Origin of the sequence: Sphaerotilus hippei (assembly GCF_003201595.1) — a bacterium.
GTDB lineage: Bacteria > Pseudomonadota > Gammaproteobacteria > Burkholderiales > Burkholderiaceae_C > Sphaerotilus > Sphaerotilus hippei.
This window is the reverse complement of the sequence record NZ_QJJS01000005.1, coordinates 47,384-64,541: the sequence shown is the minus strand read 5'-3', so window position 1 is coordinate 64,541 and position 17,158 is coordinate 47,384. Positions and strand designations below refer to the sequence as shown.

The window sequence follows — 17,158 nt, the reverse complement described above, 5'->3', positions numbered from 1 at the left end:
CGCCTCAGGTGCCGGTGCCGTCCGCCACCGGCGTGTGGGTCCGGCCCGAATGGCCACGCTCCTCGGCCAGCCATTCGAGCACCGGCACCGTGCCGGGCAGCACGGGCGTCACCTCGACCGGCAGGTCCTGCCAGGCCATCTGCTGGGCCTCGCGCATCTCGAACTCGCCGCTCCAGTCGAAGACCTTGCAGAAATGCAGCCGCACCCGGGCGTGCGGGTAGTCCATCACCAGCTCGCGCCACGGCAGGACCGCCCCGATGGTCACGCCGATCTCCTCGACCAGCTCGCGCCGCAGCGCCTGCTCGACGGTCTCACCCGCCTCGAGCTTGCCGCCGGGGAACTCCCAGTAGTCGGCGTAGACCTTGCCCTGCGGGCGCGAGGTGACGAGGAACTGCCCCTCGCGGCCCTGCGGATCGCGGCGGATCAGCACGCCGACGGCCACGTCGACCGCCGGGCGCGGCGGCAGGTCCTCGGCGCCGGGGGCCACCCGGTCGACCCGGCCCTCAGACATGGTCCAGCCCGTCGGGCACGGCCCGAGCCGCCGGCGCCAAGGCCTCGGGGGCGGCCGGCGTGAACGCCTCGGTGCCGTGGCGGGCCGCGAAGTCGCGGGCGAACTGCTGCGCCACCCGGCCGGAGCGGGAACCGCGCTCGAGCGCCCAGACCAGCGCCTCGGGCCGGGCCGCCGCGATCGCCGCCGGCGACAGGCCGAAGTGGCCCAGCCACTGGCCCACGATGGCCAGGTACTCGTTCTGGCTGAAGGGGTAGAAGCTGATCCACAGGCCGAAGCGCTCGGACAGCGAGATCTTCTCCTCGATCGCCTCGCCGGGATGCAGTTCACCATCGTCGGTGTAGCGGACCGACAGGTTGTCGCGGGCCTGCTCGGGCAGCAGGTGGCGGCGGTTGCTGGTCGCGTAGATCAGCAGGTTGTCGCTGGCCTGCGCCACCGTGCCGTCGAGGATGGACTTCAGCGCCTTGTAGCCCGCCTCACCCTCCTCGAAGCTCAGGTCGTCGCAGTAGATGATGAAACGCTCGGGCCGCTCGGCCACCAGCTCGACGATGTCGGGCAGGTCGGTCAGGTCGGCCTTGTCGACCTCGATCAGGCGCAGGCCCTGGGCGGCGAACTCGGCCAGGCAGGCCTTGATCAGCGAGCTCTTGCCGGTGCCCCGAGCGCCGGTCAGCAGCACGTTGTTGGCCGGCTGGCCGGCGACGAACTGGGCGGTGTTGCGGCGCAGGCGCTCCTTCTGCGCATCGACCTCGCGCAGCGCCTGCAGCGACATCGCCGCCAGGTGGCGCACCGGCTCGAGCACCGGCCCGCTGCGGCGCTGCCGGTAGCGGAAGGCGACGGCGGCGCCCCAGTCCGGCGCTTCCAGGCGCCGCGGCAGCACGGACTCGAGGCGCGACAGCAGCGCCTCGGCACGCACCAGCAGGGAGGTCAGTTCAGGCAGGGACATGGTGAAGGTCAGCCCAGCAGCAGCTGCAGGGCGGGTTCGAGGTGTTCGATCGGGCTGCGCTTGAAGTCGGAGCGGGCGTAACGCTGCAGCCGGCCCAGCGCGAAGCTCACCAGCACCGAGGCCTGCGCCGTGGCGTCGACCGTCGGCGTGCTGGAGCCACGCAGCTCGGCGGCCTGGCGCAGGCTCTGGCGGCAGGTCGACTCGATCCGGTCGAAGAACAGGTTCATGCGCGCCTGCAGCCGGTCGTGCTCGAACACCAGCGCGTCCCCGACCATCACCCGGGTCATGCCCGGGTTGCGGTCGCCGAACTGCAGCAGCACCGCGATCGCGCGGGCGGCCTGCACGCGGCCATCGGCCTCGCGGGCGACGATCTGGTTGATCAGCGAGAAGACGCTGGTCTCGACGAACTCGATCAGCCCCTCGAACATCTGCGCCTTGCTGGCGAAGTGGCGGTACAGCGCCGCCTCGCTGACGCCGATGCGGGCCGCCAGCGCCGCGGTGGTGATGCGGTCGGTGCCCGGCTGCTCGAGCATGTGGGCCAGCGTCTGCAGGATCTGCGCGCGCCGCTCGCCCGGTCGTGGCCGCTTGCGCGCAGGGGGTGCCGATGGCGCGGCCTCGTCGACCGCCGCCGCCTCGGCGGAGGTCGGTTCGGGCGCGAGGTCCAGATCGGGGTCAGCAGGGGAAGTGGCTGTCATCAAGCAGTTTCAGGACGGGGCGCTGCCGTACCGGTCCAGCATGCGCAGGCTGCGGATTCTGTCACACACATACACCGGCCGGCGGTGCAGCCGGGCACCGGCCTCGGGGCCGAACGACTGACGGCGCACCCAGCGCTGCATCCACACGGTGCGCATGCCCACGCGCCGGGCGGCCTTCTGATGCTCCAGCGTGTCCTCGACCAGCACGCAGCGCGAGGCCGGCACGCGCAGGCGCGCCACCAGCTGGCGCAGCATGCGGGCATCGGGCTTGGGCCGCAGGTGGCCGAACATGCGCATCTGCTCGATCGCGATGACACCGTCGAAGGCCCGCGCCAGCCCGAGCGCCTGCAGCACCCGCTCGGCATAGGCCCGCGGTGCATTGGTCAGCACGAACTTGCGCCCGGGCAGGCGGGCGAGCACCGCGACGTCGTGCGGATGGGCCTGCAGCGCCGCCTCCAGCCCCGGCAGCACGTGGGTGTGGTGCAGGAAATGGCGCGCCGCCACGCCGTGGTGGCGCATCAGCCCGAGCAGCGTGGCGCCGTAGCGCTGCCAGTAGTGGCCCCGCAGCCGGTCGGCCTCGGACCGGTCGACCGCGAGCTCCCGCTCGATGTAGTCGGTCATCGCCTGGTTGATGGGGCCGAAGGCCGAGCGCGAGGCGTTGTGCAGCGTATTGTCCAGATCGAACAGCCACACCGGCGGCGCCCGGCGCGCGCGCCCTCGGGCAGGGGCGACGTCGCGCCGCGACCCGCCTGGGGACCCCATCAGTGCGAGCGGATCATCGTGCCGTAGGCCTGATCGCTCAGGATCTCCAGCAGCATCGCGTGCGGCACGCGACCGTCGACGATGTGCACCGCGTTGACGCCGCTCTTGGCCGCGTCCAGCGCGCCGGCGATCTTGGGCAGCATGCCGCCGCTGATCGTGCCGTCCGCGACCAGCTCGTCGATGCGGCGGGCAGTCAGGTCGGTCAGCAGGTTGCCGGCCTTGTCGAGCACGCCGCGGATGTTGGTCAGCAGCATCAGCTTCTCGGCCTTGAGCACCTCGGCCAGCTTGGAGGCGACCAGGTCGGCGTTGATGTTGTAGCTCTCGTTGTTCTCGCCGAAGCCGATCGGGCTGATGACGGGGATGAAGGCATCGTCCTGCAGCGCCTTGACCACGCTGGGGTCGATGGAGACGATCTCGCCGACCTGGCCGATGTCGTGTTCCTTGGTCGGGTCGTCCTTGTCCATCAGCTTGAGCTTGCGGGCGCGGATCATCGCGCCGTCGCGGCCGGTCAGGCCCACGGCCTTGCCACCCACGGCGTTGATCAGGCCGACGATGTCCTGCTGCACCTCGCCGCCCAGCACCCACTCGACCACGTCCATGGTCTCCTCGTCGGTGACGCGCATGCCCTGGATGAAGGTGCCCTTCTTGCCGATCCTGGCCAGCGCCGAGTCGATCTGCGGGCCGCCGCCGTGCACGACGATCGGGTTCATGCCCACCAGCTTGAGCAGCACGATGTCCTCGGCGAAGTCCTGCTGCAGCGCCGGGTCGGTCATCGCGTTGCCGCCGTACTTGATCACCAGCGTCTTGCCGTGGAACTTGCGGATGTAGGGCAGGGCCTGGGCCAGGATCTCGGCCTGGTCACGCGGGGCGATGTGCGACAGGTCGGTGGGCGCTTGGGTCATGGGGCGGACTCCGGAAGGTGGGGGTCGGGATGCAATCCGGCGATTCTAGGGAATGCCCGCGGGCCCGGCTCCCTTCTATACTGCGGCCATGCGAACTCTGCCTCGCCCCACCCTGCACTGGCTGCTCTGGCTGGTGATCGCGCTGCTGCCGCTGCGCGGGTGGACGCTGACGCAGATGAGCCTGCCGGCAGGCGCGCCCCTCACGGTCGTGGCCCACGCCAGCGACCACGCCGGGCTGCCGGCGGACGCCACGCCCGCCCCCTGCCACACGACGGACCGCCACGACGAGGTGCCCGAGGCCGCCGCGGCCGGACATGGCAGCTGCTCGCTGTGCGACGTGTGCCACGCCAGCCTGGGCCTGGCGGCACCGGTCGAGTTGAACCTGGCGCCGCTGCCCGAGGCGGCCCCCTGCGCCGCCACCCCCCTCGGCCTGCCCGACGGGCCGCCTTCCGAACCGTTCCGCCCACCGCGCCCCCTGACCTGATCCGGTCCACCGCAGGCGAGGTGCGCTCGCGCCCGCCTGCCGTCATCACCCGCTCACTGCGGTGAGCCGCCGGGCGTGATCGCGCCCGGTGCATCAGGATCCGCCATGTCCCATCGTCCAGACCCCTGCCAACGGCAGGTGGGGTCATTGCCTGCGCTGGTGCCGGCGCTGCTCGCGTCGGCACTGGCCCTCGCGCAGACCCCGTCAGGCGCCCAGGCCACCCCCGCCACGCCGGCGACCGCGGCCAGCGCCGAGCCGACCCATCACGCCACCCACCATGCGGCCCACCACGGCACCGACGCCGGCGCCACCCACCCGACCGACCCCCGGGCCGGCGTGCGCCCGCTGCACCACCGCTCGACGCTGCAGGCGCGCACGGCCCCGGTCGACACGCCGACCGGCGACTGGCGTGCCGCCAACGAGCAGGTGATGCGCGTCGGTGGCTGGAAGGCCTACCTGAAGCAGGTGCAGGCACCGGAGGGGGCACGATGAGATCGACCCCTCTGCTGCTGGGCCTGATCGCGGCGGCCACGCTGGCCGGCTGCGCCAGCACCTCGCCCGACGCGGCGATCGAGCCGGTGCAGCAGCGACTGCAGCAGCACACCGGAGCAGCGCTGAGCCGCTGGCCCGACGCCCAGGCGCCCTCGCCCGAAGCGCGCCAGCGGCTGCGCACGCTGCTCGCCGCCCCGCTGACGATGGAGGCCGCCGTCGAGGTCACGCTGCTCAACCACCGGGGGCTGCAGGCCTCGCTGGCCGACCTGGGCGTGACCCAGGCCGAGCTCGCCCAGGTCACCCGGCTGCCCAACCTCGGCTTCTCGTTCAGCCGCACGAACAGCGGCGACGAGATCGAGTGGGAGCGCGGCCTGCACTTCGGCCTGGGTCGGCTGCTGCTGATGCCGCTGGCGAAGTCGCTGGAGAACCAGCGCCTGGCCGCGCAGCAGGCGCAGACCACGCTGCAGGTCATCGAGCACCTCGCCACGGCGCGCCGCGCCTGGGTCGAGGCGGTGGCCGCCGAAGAAGGCCTGCGCTACCTGCGGCAGGTGCATGAAGCGGCCGAGGCCGGCGCCGAACTGGCCCGCCGCATGGCCCTGGCCGGCAACTTCAACCGGCTGGCCCTGGCCCGCGAGCAGGCTTTCGAGGCCGAGGCGGTGCTGGCGGTCGCCCGCGGCGAACGCGCCCGGGACGCCGCCCGCGAACGGATGAACCGTGCGCTGGGCCTGTGGGGCGAGCAGCTCGACGTCGCCCTGCCCGAGCGCCTGCCCGACCTGCCGGCCCAGCCGCTCGAACAGCCCGACATCGAGGCGCGTGCGCTCGCCCAGCGCCTCGATGTGCAGGCCGCCAAGGTGGCCACCGGGCAGACCGCCCGCAGCCTGGGCCTGACGCGCACGACCCGTTTCGTCAACGTGCTCGAGCTCGGCCTGACCCGCGCCAACACCAGCGACAGCCACCGCAGCCGCGCCTGGGAAGTGAGCCTGGAGCTGCCGCTGTTCGACTGGGGGGATGCCCGCGTGGCCCGCTCGCAGGCGGTCTACACCGCGAGCCTGCACCGCACCGCGTCGATCGCGATCGACGCCCGCTCCGAGGTGCGCGAGGCCTACCGGAACTGGCACCACGCCTGGGAGATCGCCCGCCATGTGCAGGCCGGCATCGTGCCGCTGAAGCAGCGCATCAGCGGCGAGAACCTGCTGCGCTACAACGGCATGCTGATCGGCGTGTTCGAGCTGCTGGCCGATGCCCGCTCGCAGATCACCAGCGTCAGCGGCGCGATCGACGCGCGGCGCGACTTCTGGCTGGCCGACGCCGACCTGCAGATGGCGATGCTGGGCCGCCCCGCGCTGGCCGGCGGCAGCGCCCCGTCCCCCTCGTCCGCCGCCGCCGATTCCGGCGCCGGCCACTGAATCCCCGAACAGGAACCTGACATGGTCTCCCGACGCAACTTCTTCCAGGCGGGCGCCGCCGTGGCCGCGGCCTCGGTCAGCCGCGTGGCGCTGGCCGCGCTGCCCGAGCCGGTGCTGCGGGCCGGCGCGCAGACCGCCCCGCCGCTGCTGCCCCCCGACGGCCGGCCCTACCGCCCGGTGCTGACCCTCAATGGCTGGACCCTGCCCTGGCGCATGAACGCCGGCGTCAAGGAGTTCCACCTGGTGGCCGAACCCGTGGTGCGCGAGATGAGCCCCGGCTTCAACGCCCACCTGTGGGGCTACAACGGCCAGTCGCCCGGCCCGACGATCGAGGTGGTCGAAGGCGACCGGGTGCGCATCTTCGTCACCAACCGGCTGCCCGAGCACCACGCGGTGCACTGGCACGGCCAGCGCCTGCCCAACGGCATGGACGGCGTGGCCGGCCTGACCCAGCCCTCCATCCCGCCGGGCAAGACCTTCGTCTACGAGTTCGAGGCCCGCCGCCCCGGCACCTTCATGTACCACCCGCACGCCGACGAGATGGTGCAGATGGCCATGGGCATGTACGGCCTGTGGATCACGCACCCGAAGGCGCGGCACCCGCTGATCGACGAGGTCGACCGCGACTTCTGCTTCCTGCTCAACGCCTTCGACATCGAGCCCGGCAGCGCGACGCCGAAGGTCATGACCATGCTCGACTTCAACCTGTGGGCCTGGAACAGCCGCGTCTTCCCGGGCATCGACACGCTCAACGTGCGCCAGGGCGACCGCGTGCGCATCCGCGTGGGCAACCTGACGATGACCAACCACCCGATCCACCTGCACGGCCACGAGTTCACGGTGACCGGCACCGACGGCGGGCCGGTGCCGAAGTCGGCGCGCTGGCCGGAGGTGACCACCGACGTTGCCGTCGGCCAGATGCGCCAGGTCGAGTTCATCGCCAGCGAAGAAGGCGACTGGGCCTTCCACTGCCACAAGAGCCACCACACGATGAACGCGATGGGCCACGGCGTGCCGACGATGATCGGCGTGGACCACAGCGGCCTGGCAAAGAAGATCACGAAGCTGATCCCCGACTACATGGTGATGGGCGAACGTGGCATGGCCGACATGGGCGAGATGGAGATGCCGCTGCCCGACAACACCGCGCCGATGATGACCGGCCAGGGCCCGTTCGGCGGCGTCGAGATGGGCGGCATGTTCAGCGTGCTGAAGGTGAGGCGCGACCAGAAACCGGGCGACTACAGCGACCCCGGCTGGTTCAGGCACCCGCCCGGCACGGTCGCCCGGGAATGGACCGGCGCCCCGCTGCCCGAACCGGTCAAGGCCACCGCCCCGGCCGGGGATGCCAGCGTGCGCGCCCGCAAGCCGACCGATCACTCGCAGCACTGAATCACACAGGAGTCCCCCGATGACCTCTCGAAACCTGACCCGTTTCGGCTCCCGCCTCGGCGCGGCGGCCCTCTGCGGCACCCTGCTGGGTGGCCTGGCCTTCGGCCCCGACGCCCGGGCCCATGGCGAGAAGACCCACGCGGGCGGACCGGTCCGCAAGGAACAGACCGACTGGGGCATCGCCGGCGAGCGCCGCGAGGCCCGCCGCACGCTGCAGATCCGCATGGGCGACGACATGCGCTTCCACCCCGACCGCATCGAGGTGAAGGAAGGCGAGACGCTGCGCCTGGTGATCCGCAACGCCGGCCGGCTCCAGCACGAGGCGGTGATCGGCACGCCGACCGCGCTGGAGCAGCATGCGGCGCTGATGCTGAAGTTCCCGGACATGGAGCACGACGAGCCCTACATGGCCCACGTGGCCCCCGGCGGCTCGGCCGAAATCGTCTGGACCTTCAACCGCCCCGGTGATTTCCAGTTTGCCTGCCTGATGGCCGGGCATTACCAGGCCGGCATGGTCGGCCAGATCCAGGTGAGCCCACGATGACCCACCCCACCACCCCCTGCGCCGTGGCGATCCCCCCGACGGCTTCACGGCGCCGCCTGCTGCGCGCCGGCTCGGCCGCCCTGTTCGGCGTGCTGGCCTGGCCGGTGCAGGCGGCCCGCCCGGCCGCCCCGCTGGTCGAGATCTGGAAGAGCCCGACCTGCGGCTGCTGCCACGACTGGATCCGCCACCTCGAGGACAGCGGCTTGCGCACCCGCAGCTTCGACACCGGCAACACCCAGGCCCGCGTGCGTCTGGGCATGCCGCAGCGGCTGGGCTCCTGCCACACCGCACGCGTCGACGGCTACGTGCTCGAGGGCCATGTGCCCGCACGCGAGATCCGGCGCCTGCTGGCCGAGCGGCCCGAGGCCCTCGGTCTGGCCGTGCCGGCGATGCCGCTGGGCTCGCCCGGCATGGACGGCCCCGAGTACCAGGGCCGCCACGACCCCTACGATGTGCTGCTCGTGGCCGCTGACGGCAGCAGCCGTGTCTACCAGAGCTACCGCTGAAGCGTTGATCGCGGAGAAGGAACCCTCGACATGAACCGACTGAAATCCATCCTGTCGCGCTGGACGCTGCTGGCCGGTGTCGCCGCCACGCTGGCCGGCGGACCGGCGCTGGCCCAGAGCACCGACGCCGAGGTGATGAAGATCGACAAGGCGCAGCAGAAGATCACGCTGCGCCACGGCGAGATCCGCAACCTCGACATGCCCCCGATGACCATGGTCTTCCGGGTGCAGGAGGCCGGCCTGCTCGACACCCTCAAGGTCGGTGACAAGGTGAAGTTCGACGCCGACAAGGTCGGCGGCCAGTACACCGTCACCAGGCTGGTGCCGGCCCGCTGAGGCCGAAAAAGAACGCCCCCCGGCGACATCAGTTTTCCGACAGATAACGCCGCTCGAGGTGGGCCCGGAAATGCGCCGGGTCGAGCCGGGCGCCGCTGGCGCGCTGCGCCAGCTCCGCGGTCTCCCAGCGGGAGCCCTGGCTCCAGATGCGCTCGCCGAGCCAGTCGAAGACGGGCTGCAGGTCGCCGCGGGCCAGCACCGCATCCAGGTCGGGCCGCTCGCGGCGCATCGCCGCGAACCACTGCGCCGAATACATCGCCCCCAGCGTGTAGCAGGGGAAATAGCCGAAATAACCCGACGGCCAGTGCACGTCCTGCATCGGGCCGTCACGCTCGTTGCCCAGGGTCGACAGGCCCAGCAGCGTGCGCATCGATTCGTCCCAGACCGCCGGGATGTCGCGGGCCTGCAGGCGACCCTCGATCAGGTCACGCTCGATCTCGTAGCGCAGGATCACGTGGGCGGGGTAGGTCAGCTCGTCGGCATCGACGCGGATGTGGCCGGGATGCACCCGGGTCAGCAGGCGCTGCAGATTGCCCGGCTCGAAGGCCGGCTGGGCGCCGAAGTGCTCGACCAGCAGCGGCGCGAGCTGCTGCAGGAAGGCCGGATGGCGCGCCAGCTGCATCTCGAAGGACAGGCTCTGGCTCTCGTGCAGGCCGAAGGAGCGGGCCCGGGCGACCGGCTGGGTGATCCAGGCCCACGGCAGGTTCTGCTCGTAGCGGGCGTGGCCGGTCTCGTGGATGGTGCCCAGCAGGCTCTGCATCAGGTCGTCGAGCTGGTAGCGGGTGGTCAGCCGCACGTCCTCGGGCACGCCACCGGAGAAGGGGTGGGTGCTCTCGTCGAGGCGGCCGGCCTCGAAATCGAAGCCGAGCCGGCGCATCATCTCGAGGTTGAGGCGGCGCTGCGCCTCGATCGGGAACGGCCCCTGCGGCACCAGCACCACCTCGCCGGCCTGGCGCTCGCGCACCTGGCTGACCAGGCTGGGCAGCCAGGTGCGCAGGTCGCTGAACAGGCCGTCGAGCTCGGCCGAGCGCATGCCGGGCTCGAAGCGGTCCAGCAGCGTGTCGTAGGGCGACAGGCCCTGGTGATCGGCCAGGCGTTGCGCCTGCTCACGCGCCAGGTCGAGCACCGGCTCGAACACTTCGAGGAAACCGGCCCAGTCGTTGGCCGGACGCAGGCGGCGCCAGGCATGCTCGCAGCGGCTGGTGGCCAGCGTGCTGGCTTCGACCAGCGCGGTGGGCAGGGCGGTGGCCAGGCGGTGCTCGCGGCGCATCTCGCGCAGGTTGGCGCGCTGCCAGTCGTCGAGCGGCTCCTGCCCGGCACGCTCGAGCAGCGCCGCCAGCGCCGGATCGGTGCGCTGGCCGTGCATCAGCGCGCCCAGTTCGGCCAGCGCCGCGGCCCGGGCCTCCTGGCCCTTGGGCGGCATCATCGCCGCCTGGTCCCAGCCGGCGATGGATTCGAGGTGCTCGAAGCGGTGCAGGCGCTCGTGGCGGCGCGCCAGCTCGAGGTAGGCGGGGGTCTCGGGGGCAGCAGGAGCAGTCATCGGGGGTCTCGTTGGGCGGTTCAGGAAGATCGCGGGAGCCGCGGCCGGGCGCCGGTCACGACGGCATCACCTGCAGCAGGGCCAGGGTCATCACCACGTAGCGCAGCAGCTTGCCGACGGCCATGTAGGCCACGCAGGGCCAGAACGGCAGGCGCAGCCAGCCGGCCACCGCACACAGCGGATCGCCGACGATGGGCAGCCAGCTCAGCAGGCAGGCCCGCGCGCCGAAGCGACGCAGCATGGCCAGCGCCCGGTGCTCGGCCGGATGGTGCCTGACCTTCTCATAGGCACGCTCCGCGCCGTAGCCCATCCACCAGCTGACGGCACCACCCAGCGTATTGCCCGCGGTGGCCACCAGGATGGCCGGCCACAGCAGCTCGGGGTTGAGCCTCACCAGGCCGTAGAGGGCAGGCTCCGAGCCCAGCGGCAGCAGCGTGGCCGAGATGAACGCGATGACGAACAGCGTGCTCAATCCGTACTGCGGCAGGGCCAGCATCGCCAGCAAGGTCGGTATCCAGGCATCCATCGGCACGATTGTCGGCGACGCGCAGCTATACTTCTGCCTCCTTTTTCAGCACCCCGGGCCCTCCCCTCGCCCGGCAACCCACCCCGGACCCCATGAAGATCGGCCACCTGTCGCTGCCGAATGCCCTGTTCGTCGCCCCGATGGCCGGGGTGACCGACCGGCCGTTCCGCCAGCTGTGCAAGCGGCTGGGGGCCGGTTATGCCGTCAGCGAGATGGTGACCTCGCGCCCGGACCTGCGCGACAGCCTGAAGACCTCGCGCCGCCTCAACCACGACGGCGAGGTCGAGCCCATCGCGGTGCAGATCGCCGGGACCGAACCCGCGATGCTGGCCGAGGCGGCACGCTACAACATCGACCGGGGCGCGCAGGTCATCGACATCAACATGGGCTGCCCGGCCAAGAAGGTGTGCAACAAGTGGGCCGGCTCGGCGCTGATGCAGGACGAGCCGCTGGCGCTGTCCATCATCGAGGCGGTGGTCGAGGCCGCCGCCCCGCACGGGGTGCCGGTGACGCTGAAGATGCGCACCGGCTGGTGCGACGGCGAGCGCAACGCCGTGCGCATCGCCCGGGCGGCTCAGGCCGCCGGCGTGGCGATGATCACCGTGCACGGCCGCACCCGGGACCAGGGCTACCGCGGCGACGCGGAGTACGACACCATCCGCGCCGTCAAGCAGGCGGTGTCGCTCCCTGTGGTGGCCAACGGCGACATCACCAGCCCCGAGAAGGCCCGCACCGTGCTGCAGCTCACCGGCGCGGATGCGCTGATGATCGGCCGCGCGGCCCAGGGCCGGCCGTGGATCTTCCGCGAGATCGGCCATTTCCTGGCCACCGGCGAGCACCTGCCGGCCCCGGCCACCACCCAGGTGCGCGACTGGCTGCTCGAGCACCTGGAGGACCACTACAGCCTCTACGGTGAACGCGCAGGGGTGCGCACCGCCCGCAAGCACATCGGCTGGGCCGTGCACGGCCTGCCCGGGGGCGCTACATTTCGCGCCCGCATGAATGTGCTGGAACGCATCGCCGAGCAAGCCAGGGCGGTGCATGATTACCTGAGCGATCTCGCCGACACCTGCCCGCACTGGCCGCAGGCCGGCGCCACGATCGCCAACGAAGAACGACAAGCCGCATGAGCCACAGCCCGATCGACGCCTCCATCCGCGAGAACCTGGAAACCTATTTCCGCGACCTGCACGGGACCGACCCGAACGCCCTGTACGACATGGTGATCAAGGCCGTCGAGCGCCCGCTGCTCGACGTGGTGATGCAGAAGGCCGAAGGCAACCAGAGCCGCGCCGCCGAATGGCTGGGCATCAACCGCAACACGCTGCGCCGCAAGCTGGTCGAGCACAAGCTGATCGACTGAGCCAACGCCCCGCCCCGCCTCCCCGTATCCAAACGACACCCCAGAGTCCGCCCATGACCACCGCCCTCCTTTCCGTCTCCGACAAGACCGGCATCGTCGAATTCGCCCAGAGCCTGCACGGCCACGGCATCAAGCTGCTGTCCACCGGCGGCACGGCCAAGCTGCTGGCCCAGGCCGGCCTGCCCGTCACCGAGGTCAGCGAGATCACCGGCTTCCCCGAGATGCTCGACGGCCGCGTCAAGACGCTGCACCCGCGCGTGCACGGCGGCCTGCTGGCCCGCCGCGACGTGCCCGAGCACATGGCCGCGCTCCAGGAGCACGGCATCGACACGATCGACCTGCTGATCATCAACCTGTACCCGTTTGCGCAAGCCACGGCCAAGGCCGACTGCAGCTTCGAGGACGCGATCGAGAACATCGACATCGGCGGCCCGGCCATGCTGCGCGCCGCGGCCAAGAACTGGCAGGACGTTGGCGTGGTGATCGACCCCACCGACTACCCGCAGGTGCTGGCCGAGCTGGCCGCCTCCAGCGGCCAGTCGCTGACCCGCGCCACCAAGTTCATGCTGGCCAAGAAGGTGTTCTCGCACACCGCCGCCTACGACGGCATGATCAGCAACTACCTGACCTCGCTGGAATCGGGTTCGGAAGAAAAGACCGCTGAAGTGCCGAAGCGCGAGGAATACCCCGCCGTCTTCAACCTGCAGCTGCACAAGGTGCAGGGCATGCGCTACGGCGAGAACCCGCACCAGTCGGCCGCCTTCTACAAGGAAGCCGCGCCGGCCGCCGGCCTGCTGTCGGGCTGGACGCAGATCCAGGGCAAGGAACTCTCCTTCAACAACATCGCCGACGCCGACGCCGCCTGGGAATGCGTCAAGGCCTTCGACGTGCCGGCCTGCGTCATCGTCAAGCACGCCAACCCCTGCGGCGTGGCCGTCGGCGCGACGCTGCTCGAAGCCTATGAGAAGGCCCTGAAGACCGACCCGACCTCGGCCTTCGGCGGCATCATCGCCTTCAACCGCCCGCTCGACGCCGACGTGGTCGAGAAGATCAACGCCAACAAGCACTTCGTCGAAGTGGCGATCGCCCCGACCATCACGCCGGCGGCCCGCGCGGCCTACGCCAGCAAGGTGAACGTGCGCCTGCTGGAAGTGCCCGTCAGCAAGGCCGTCAACGCGCTGGACTTCAAGCGCGTGGGCGGCGGCATGCTGCTGCAGTCGGCCGACAACGTCGACATCGTCGGCGAACTGAAGGTCGTCACCAAGGTGCAACCCACCGCCCAGCAACTGGAAGACCTGAAGTTCGCCTGGACCGTGGCGCGCTTCGTCAAGTCCAACGCCATCGTGTTCTGCAAGGACGGCATGACCTTCGGCGTCGGCGCCGGCCAGATGAGCCGCCTCGACTCGGCCCGCATCGCCAGCATCAAGGCCCAGGCCGCCGGCCTGAGCCTGTCGGGCACGGCCGTGGCCAGCGACGCCTTCTTCCCGTTCCGTGACGGCCTGGACGTGGTGGTGGACGCGGGCGCGACCTGCGTCATCCACCCGGGTGGCTCGATGCGCGACGACGAGGTGATCGCCGCCGCCGACGAGCGTGGCATCGCGATGGTGCTGACTGGCACGCGCCATTTCCGCCACTGACCGGCGCGCGCCCGTGGCCAGCCAGCGCATCCTCGGCATCGACCCCGGCCTGGCCACGACCGGCTTCGGCGTGATCGACAGCGAGGGTCAGCGGCTGAGCTACGTGGCCAGCGGCGTGATCCGCACCAGCGAAGCCGACCTGGGCGACCTGCCCGGCCGGCTCAAGATCCTGTACGACGGCATCCGCGAGGTGGTGGACACCTACAGGCCGCATTGCGCATCGGTCGAGATCGTCTTCGTCAACGTCAACCCGCAGAGCACGCTGCTGCTCGGGCAGGCGCGTGGCGCGGCGGTGACGGCGCTGGTCTCCAAGGACCTGTCCGTCACCGAATACACCGCACTGCAGATGAAGAAGGCCGTGGTCGGCCACGGCCAGGCCAGGAAGGCGCAGATCCAGGAGATGGTGACCCGCCTGCTGTCGCTGTCGCGCAAGCCCACGCAGGACGCCTCGGACGCCCTCGGGCTGGCGATCACCCATGCCCACGCCAGCGCGTCATTCGCCGCGATGGGCCAGGCCACGACGCTGGAGCGCAGGACGCATGGCCAGTACCGGGCGGGCCGGATCTACTGAGCGATCAGACCACCATCACCAGCCGCTCGAGCAGCAGCACGCCGAAGAAGCCCAGGCCGGCGATGACGGTCCACTTGGCGATCAGCAGCGTCAGCCGCAGCCAGCGCCGGTCACGCGTGCCCACGTAGACGGCCAGCGTGACGGCCGCGCCCACGAGCAGCAGCAGCACGAGCCAGCGGAAGACCAGCATGGCCGCGCGGGGCTCAGAAGGCCGGCACGAGGTCGGCCAGCCCGCGGGGTGCGAGCTTCTCGTCCTCGAAGGTGACCAGCTCCCACGCCGTGCGGTCGGCCAGCAGCGCGCGCAGCAGCTTGTTGTTGAGCGCGTGGCCGCTCTTGTAGGCGGTGTAGTCGGCCAGCAGCGGGTGGCCGCCGATGTAGAGGTCGCCGATGGCGTCGAGGATCTTGTGCTTGACGAACTCGTCGTCGTAGCGGAGCCCGTCGGTGTTCAGCACGCGGTAGTCGTCGATGACGATCGCGTTGTCCATGCTGCCACCCAGCGTCAGGCCGCGCGAGCGCATCATCTCGACGTCACGGGTGAAGCCGAAGGTGCGGGCCCGGGCGATGTCGTGCTTGTAGCGGCCGCTGGCGAAGTCGAACACGACCCGCTGGCCGGTGGCGTCGAGCGCGGGATGGTCGAACTCGATCTCGAAGCTGAAGCGCCAGCCGTGGTAGGGCACCAGGCGGGCCCACTTCAGGTGGCGGCCTTCGCCCTCGCGCACCTCGATCGGCTTCTTGATGCGGATGAAGCGCTTGGGCGCGTTCTGCAGCTCGACGCCCGCGCTCTGCAGCAGGAAGACGAAGCTGGCAGCGGAGCCGTCGAGGATGGGCACCTCGTCAGCGGTGATGTCGATGTAGAGGTTGTCGAGCCCCAGGCCGGCGCAGGCCGACAGGATGTGCTCGATGGTCTGCACCTTCGGTGCGCCGGGGTCGCCACCGACCGAGATGGTCGAGGCCATGCGGGTGTCGCAGACGGCTTCGGCGCACACGGGGATGTCCACCGGGCTGGGCAGATCGATGCGGCGGAAGACGATGCCGGTGTCCGGTGCTGCGGGACGCAGGGTCAGTTCGACCTTCTGGCCGCTGTGCAGGCCCACGCCGACCGCTCGGGTCAGGGACTTCAATGTTCGTTGCTGAAGCATGGTGTCATTCTAGGCAGGCCGGAGTGACAGTGCTCACACAGCCAAAAACCCCGGGGCCCTGGGCAGGGCCGCCGGGGAAATTCAGCGGCAATGGGTCGGAGAGCGCTCGGGATCAGTCGGCCTGCTTGCGCAGGAAGGCGGGGATCTCGATCTCTTCCATGCCGTTGGACGCCAGGGCGTCGACCTTGGCCGCCGCCTGCGTGCGGCTGTTGCGCCACACGCTGGGGACCACGTAGTCATGGCTGGTGCCCACCGGGCCGTGGCCCTGGGCGACCTGCGAGTTGACCGGATGGGTCAGCACGGGGATGTTGTCGGTGCCGGTGCGCTGGACCAGCGTCGACTGCACGACCGCCATCGCCGCCTTCTTGGCCGGGGCCAGGCCGGTGGCGATCACGGTCACGCGCAGCGCATCACCCAGGCTCTCGTCGTAGGCGGTCCCGAAGATGACGTGGGCATCCTCGGCCGCATAACGGCGGATGGTGGTCATCGCGTTGCGGCTTTCCGCCAGCTTGAAGGTCTGCTTGCTCGCGGCGATCAGCACCAGCACGCCGCGCGCGCCGGACAGGTCGATGCCCTCGAGCAGCGGGCAGGCCACGGCGGCTTCGGCCGCCTTGGTGGCACGGTCCGGACCGCTGGCGGTCGCCGTGCCCATCATGGCCTTGCCGGGCTCGCTCATCACCGTCTTCACGTCCTCGAAGTCGACGTTGACCAGGCCGGGGATGTGGATGATGTCGCTGATGCCGCCCACGGCGTTCTTCAGCACGTCGTTGGCTTCGGCGAAGGCCTGTTCCTGGGTGACGTCGTCGCCCATGACCTCGAGCAGCTTCTCGTTGAGCACGACGATCAGGCTGTCGACGTTGGCTTCCAGCTCGGCCAGGCCGGCGTCGGCCTGCTTCATGCGGCGGGCACCCTCGAACTCGAAGGGCTTGGTCACCACGCCGACGGTCAGGATGCCCATCTCCTTGGCCAGGCGGGCGATCACCGGCGCGGCGCCCGTGCCCGTGCCACCACCCATGCCGGCGGTGATGAACACCATGTGCGCACCTTCGAGCGACTGGCGGATGCGGTCGGTCGCCTCTTCGGCCGCCGCCATGCCGGCGTCAGGCCGCGAGCCCGCGCCCAGGCCGGTGTGACCCAGCTGGAGCAGGGTGTGAGCCTGCGAACGGTTGAGGGCCTGGGCATCCGTGTTGGCGCAGATGAACTCCACGCCCTGCACGCCCTGGCCGATCATGTGGTCGACCGCATTGCCGCCGCCGCCACCCACGCCGATCACCTTGATCTGCGTGCCCTGGTTGAATTCTTCGATCATTTCGATACCCATGCCGCTCTCCTAGTTTGGTTAGCAGTTGCCGTCTTACGTGTGGGTGGCAGACCCATGTACATACCCCGAGCGGTCTGCCAAGCATAGTGGC

At 70.6% G+C, this 17,158-nt stretch carries 21 protein-coding genes; 11 read left to right on the top strand and 10 right to left on the bottom strand.

Annotated features, from left to right (window positions below; translation table 11 throughout):
* Window positions 1-4: 4 nt before the first annotated feature.
* From C7444_RS06940 to argB, 5 genes are read right to left on the bottom strand one after another with little or no spacing between them, the layout of a single operon-like run.
* The gene (locus tag C7444_RS06940; protein ID WP_110400122.1) at window positions 5-511 is read right to left on the bottom strand and encodes an NUDIX domain-containing protein; all 507 of its coding nucleotides are present in this window, start codon (window positions 509-511) and stop codon (window positions 5-7) included.
* The gene (locus C7444_RS06935) at window positions 504-1,451 is read right to left on the bottom strand and encodes an ATP-binding protein (protein ID WP_110400121.1); all 948 of its coding nucleotides are present in this window, start codon (window positions 1,449-1,451) and stop codon (window positions 504-506) included. Before C7444_RS06935 ends, C7444_RS06940 begins: the two co-directional genes overlap by 8 nt.
* Window positions 1,452-1,459: 8 nt before the next feature.
* Complete coding sequence (gene slmA / locus C7444_RS06930) at window positions 1,460-2,146, bottom strand: nucleoid occlusion factor SlmA (RefSeq protein ID WP_110400120.1); 687 nt, start codon at window positions 2,144-2,146, stop codon at window positions 1,460-1,462.
* A 9-nt stretch (window positions 2,147-2,155) separates the two neighbouring features.
* Complete coding sequence (locus C7444_RS06925) at window positions 2,156-2,908, bottom strand: pyrimidine 5'-nucleotidase (protein WP_110400119.1); 753 nt, start codon at window positions 2,906-2,908, stop codon at window positions 2,156-2,158.
* Entirely contained in the window at window positions 2,908-3,810 is a 903-nt protein-coding gene (gene argB, locus C7444_RS06920) for an acetylglutamate kinase (RefSeq protein ID WP_110400118.1), read from the bottom strand. The genes C7444_RS06925 and argB overlap by 1 nt, the downstream gene beginning before the upstream one ends.
* 88 nt (window positions 3,811-3,898) lie before the next feature.
* On the opposite strand from argB, the gene C7444_RS06915 reads away from it, so the two are divergent.
* The 7 genes from C7444_RS06915 to C7444_RS06885 all read left to right on the top strand — a co-directional run bounded on the left by C7444_RS06915 (window position 3,899) and on the right by C7444_RS06885 (window position 8,970).
* Window positions 3,899-4,294 carry a hypothetical protein gene (locus C7444_RS06915; RefSeq protein ID WP_110400117.1) on the top strand — a complete coding sequence of 132 codons (396 nt, stop codon included), beginning with the start codon at window positions 3,899-3,901 and terminating at the stop codon, window positions 4,292-4,294.
* A gap of 105 nt (window positions 4,295-4,399) precedes the next feature.
* Window positions 4,400-4,786, top strand: coding sequence for a hypothetical protein (locus C7444_RS06910; protein WP_146219356.1), 387 nt, complete (start codon window positions 4,400-4,402; stop codon window positions 4,784-4,786).
* Complete coding sequence (locus tag C7444_RS06905) at window positions 4,783-6,192, top strand: TolC family protein (RefSeq protein WP_110400115.1); 1,410 nt, start codon at window positions 4,783-4,785, stop codon at window positions 6,190-6,192. The genes C7444_RS06910 and C7444_RS06905 overlap by 4 nt, the downstream gene beginning before the upstream one ends.
* A 21-nt stretch (window positions 6,193-6,213) precedes the next feature.
* Window positions 6,214-7,584 carry a multicopper oxidase family protein gene (locus C7444_RS06900; RefSeq protein ID WP_110400114.1) on the top strand — a complete coding sequence of 457 codons (1,371 nt, stop codon included), beginning with the start codon at window positions 6,214-6,216 and terminating at the stop codon, window positions 7,582-7,584.
* A gap of 19 nt (window positions 7,585-7,603) precedes the next feature.
* Window positions 7,604-8,128, top strand: coding sequence for a cupredoxin domain-containing protein (locus C7444_RS06895; RefSeq protein ID WP_110400113.1), 525 nt, complete (start codon window positions 7,604-7,606; stop codon window positions 8,126-8,128).
* Window positions 8,125-8,634, top strand: a complete 510-nt coding sequence (locus C7444_RS06890) for a DUF411 domain-containing protein (protein ID WP_110400112.1) — start codon at window positions 8,125-8,127, stop codon at window positions 8,632-8,634. The genes C7444_RS06895 and C7444_RS06890 overlap by 4 nt, the downstream gene beginning before the upstream one ends.
* Before the next feature lie 30 nt (window positions 8,635-8,664).
* On the top strand, window positions 8,665-8,970 hold the full coding sequence (locus tag C7444_RS06885; protein WP_110400111.1) for a copper-binding protein: 306 nt from the start codon (window positions 8,665-8,667) through the stop codon (window positions 8,968-8,970).
* A 28-nt stretch (window positions 8,971-8,998) separates the two neighbouring features.
* Here C7444_RS06885 and C7444_RS06880 read toward each other — a convergent pair whose 3' ends face one another.
* Together C7444_RS06880 and C7444_RS06875 are read right to left on the bottom strand one after the other, a co-directional pair.
* Window positions 8,999-10,510, bottom strand: a complete 1,512-nt coding sequence (locus tag C7444_RS06880; protein ID WP_110400110.1) for a carboxypeptidase M32 — start codon at window positions 10,508-10,510, stop codon at window positions 8,999-9,001.
* 55 nt (window positions 10,511-10,565) lie between these two features.
* Window positions 10,566-11,036 (bottom strand): YqaA family protein, encoded by a 471-nt coding sequence (locus tag C7444_RS06875; RefSeq protein ID WP_110400109.1) that lies wholly within the window; start codon window positions 11,034-11,036, stop codon window positions 10,566-10,568.
* Window positions 11,037-11,128: 92 nt separating this feature from the next.
* Here C7444_RS06875 and dusB point away from each other — a divergent pair, with 92 nt between their 5' ends.
* The 4 genes from dusB to ruvC are packed head-to-tail and all read left to right on the top strand — an operon-like array spanning window position 11,129 to window position 14,607.
* On the top strand, window positions 11,129-12,166 hold the full coding sequence (gene dusB / locus C7444_RS06870; RefSeq protein WP_110400108.1) for a tRNA dihydrouridine synthase DusB: 1,038 nt from the start codon (window positions 11,129-11,131) through the stop codon (window positions 12,164-12,166).
* Window positions 12,163-12,399 carry a helix-turn-helix domain-containing protein gene (locus C7444_RS06865; RefSeq protein WP_110400107.1) on the top strand — a complete coding sequence of 79 codons (237 nt, stop codon included), beginning with the start codon at window positions 12,163-12,165 and terminating at the stop codon, window positions 12,397-12,399. The genes dusB and C7444_RS06865 overlap by 4 nt, the downstream gene beginning before the upstream one ends.
* A 53-nt stretch (window positions 12,400-12,452) precedes the next feature.
* On the top strand, window positions 12,453-14,036 hold the full coding sequence (gene purH / locus C7444_RS06860) for a bifunctional phosphoribosylaminoimidazolecarboxamide formyltransferase/IMP cyclohydrolase (protein WP_110400106.1): 1,584 nt from the start codon (window positions 12,453-12,455) through the stop codon (window positions 14,034-14,036).
* Window positions 14,037-14,049: 13 nt separating this feature from the next.
* Window positions 14,050-14,607, top strand: a complete 558-nt coding sequence (gene ruvC / locus C7444_RS06855; RefSeq protein ID WP_110400105.1) for a crossover junction endodeoxyribonuclease RuvC — start codon at window positions 14,050-14,052, stop codon at window positions 14,605-14,607.
* 4 nt (window positions 14,608-14,611) lie between these two features.
* Here ruvC and C7444_RS06850 read toward each other — a convergent pair whose 3' ends face one another.
* The 3 genes from C7444_RS06850 to ftsZ form a co-directional block, all read right to left on the bottom strand.
* On the bottom strand, window positions 14,612-14,797 hold the full coding sequence (locus C7444_RS06850; RefSeq protein ID WP_110400104.1) for a hypothetical protein: 186 nt from the start codon (window positions 14,795-14,797) through the stop codon (window positions 14,612-14,614).
* 13 nt (window positions 14,798-14,810) lie between these two features.
* A complete protein-coding gene (lpxC, locus tag C7444_RS06845) occupies window positions 14,811-15,746 on the bottom strand; it encodes a UDP-3-O-acyl-N-acetylglucosamine deacetylase (RefSeq protein WP_110400103.1) in 936 nt (311 codons plus the stop codon).
* Window positions 15,747-15,858: 112 nt separating this feature from the next.
* Window positions 15,859-17,067 carry a cell division protein FtsZ gene (gene ftsZ / locus C7444_RS06840; protein WP_110400102.1) on the bottom strand — a complete coding sequence of 403 codons (1,209 nt, stop codon included), beginning with the start codon at window positions 17,065-17,067 and terminating at the stop codon, window positions 15,859-15,861.
* Window positions 17,068-17,158: the final 91 nt, after the last annotated feature.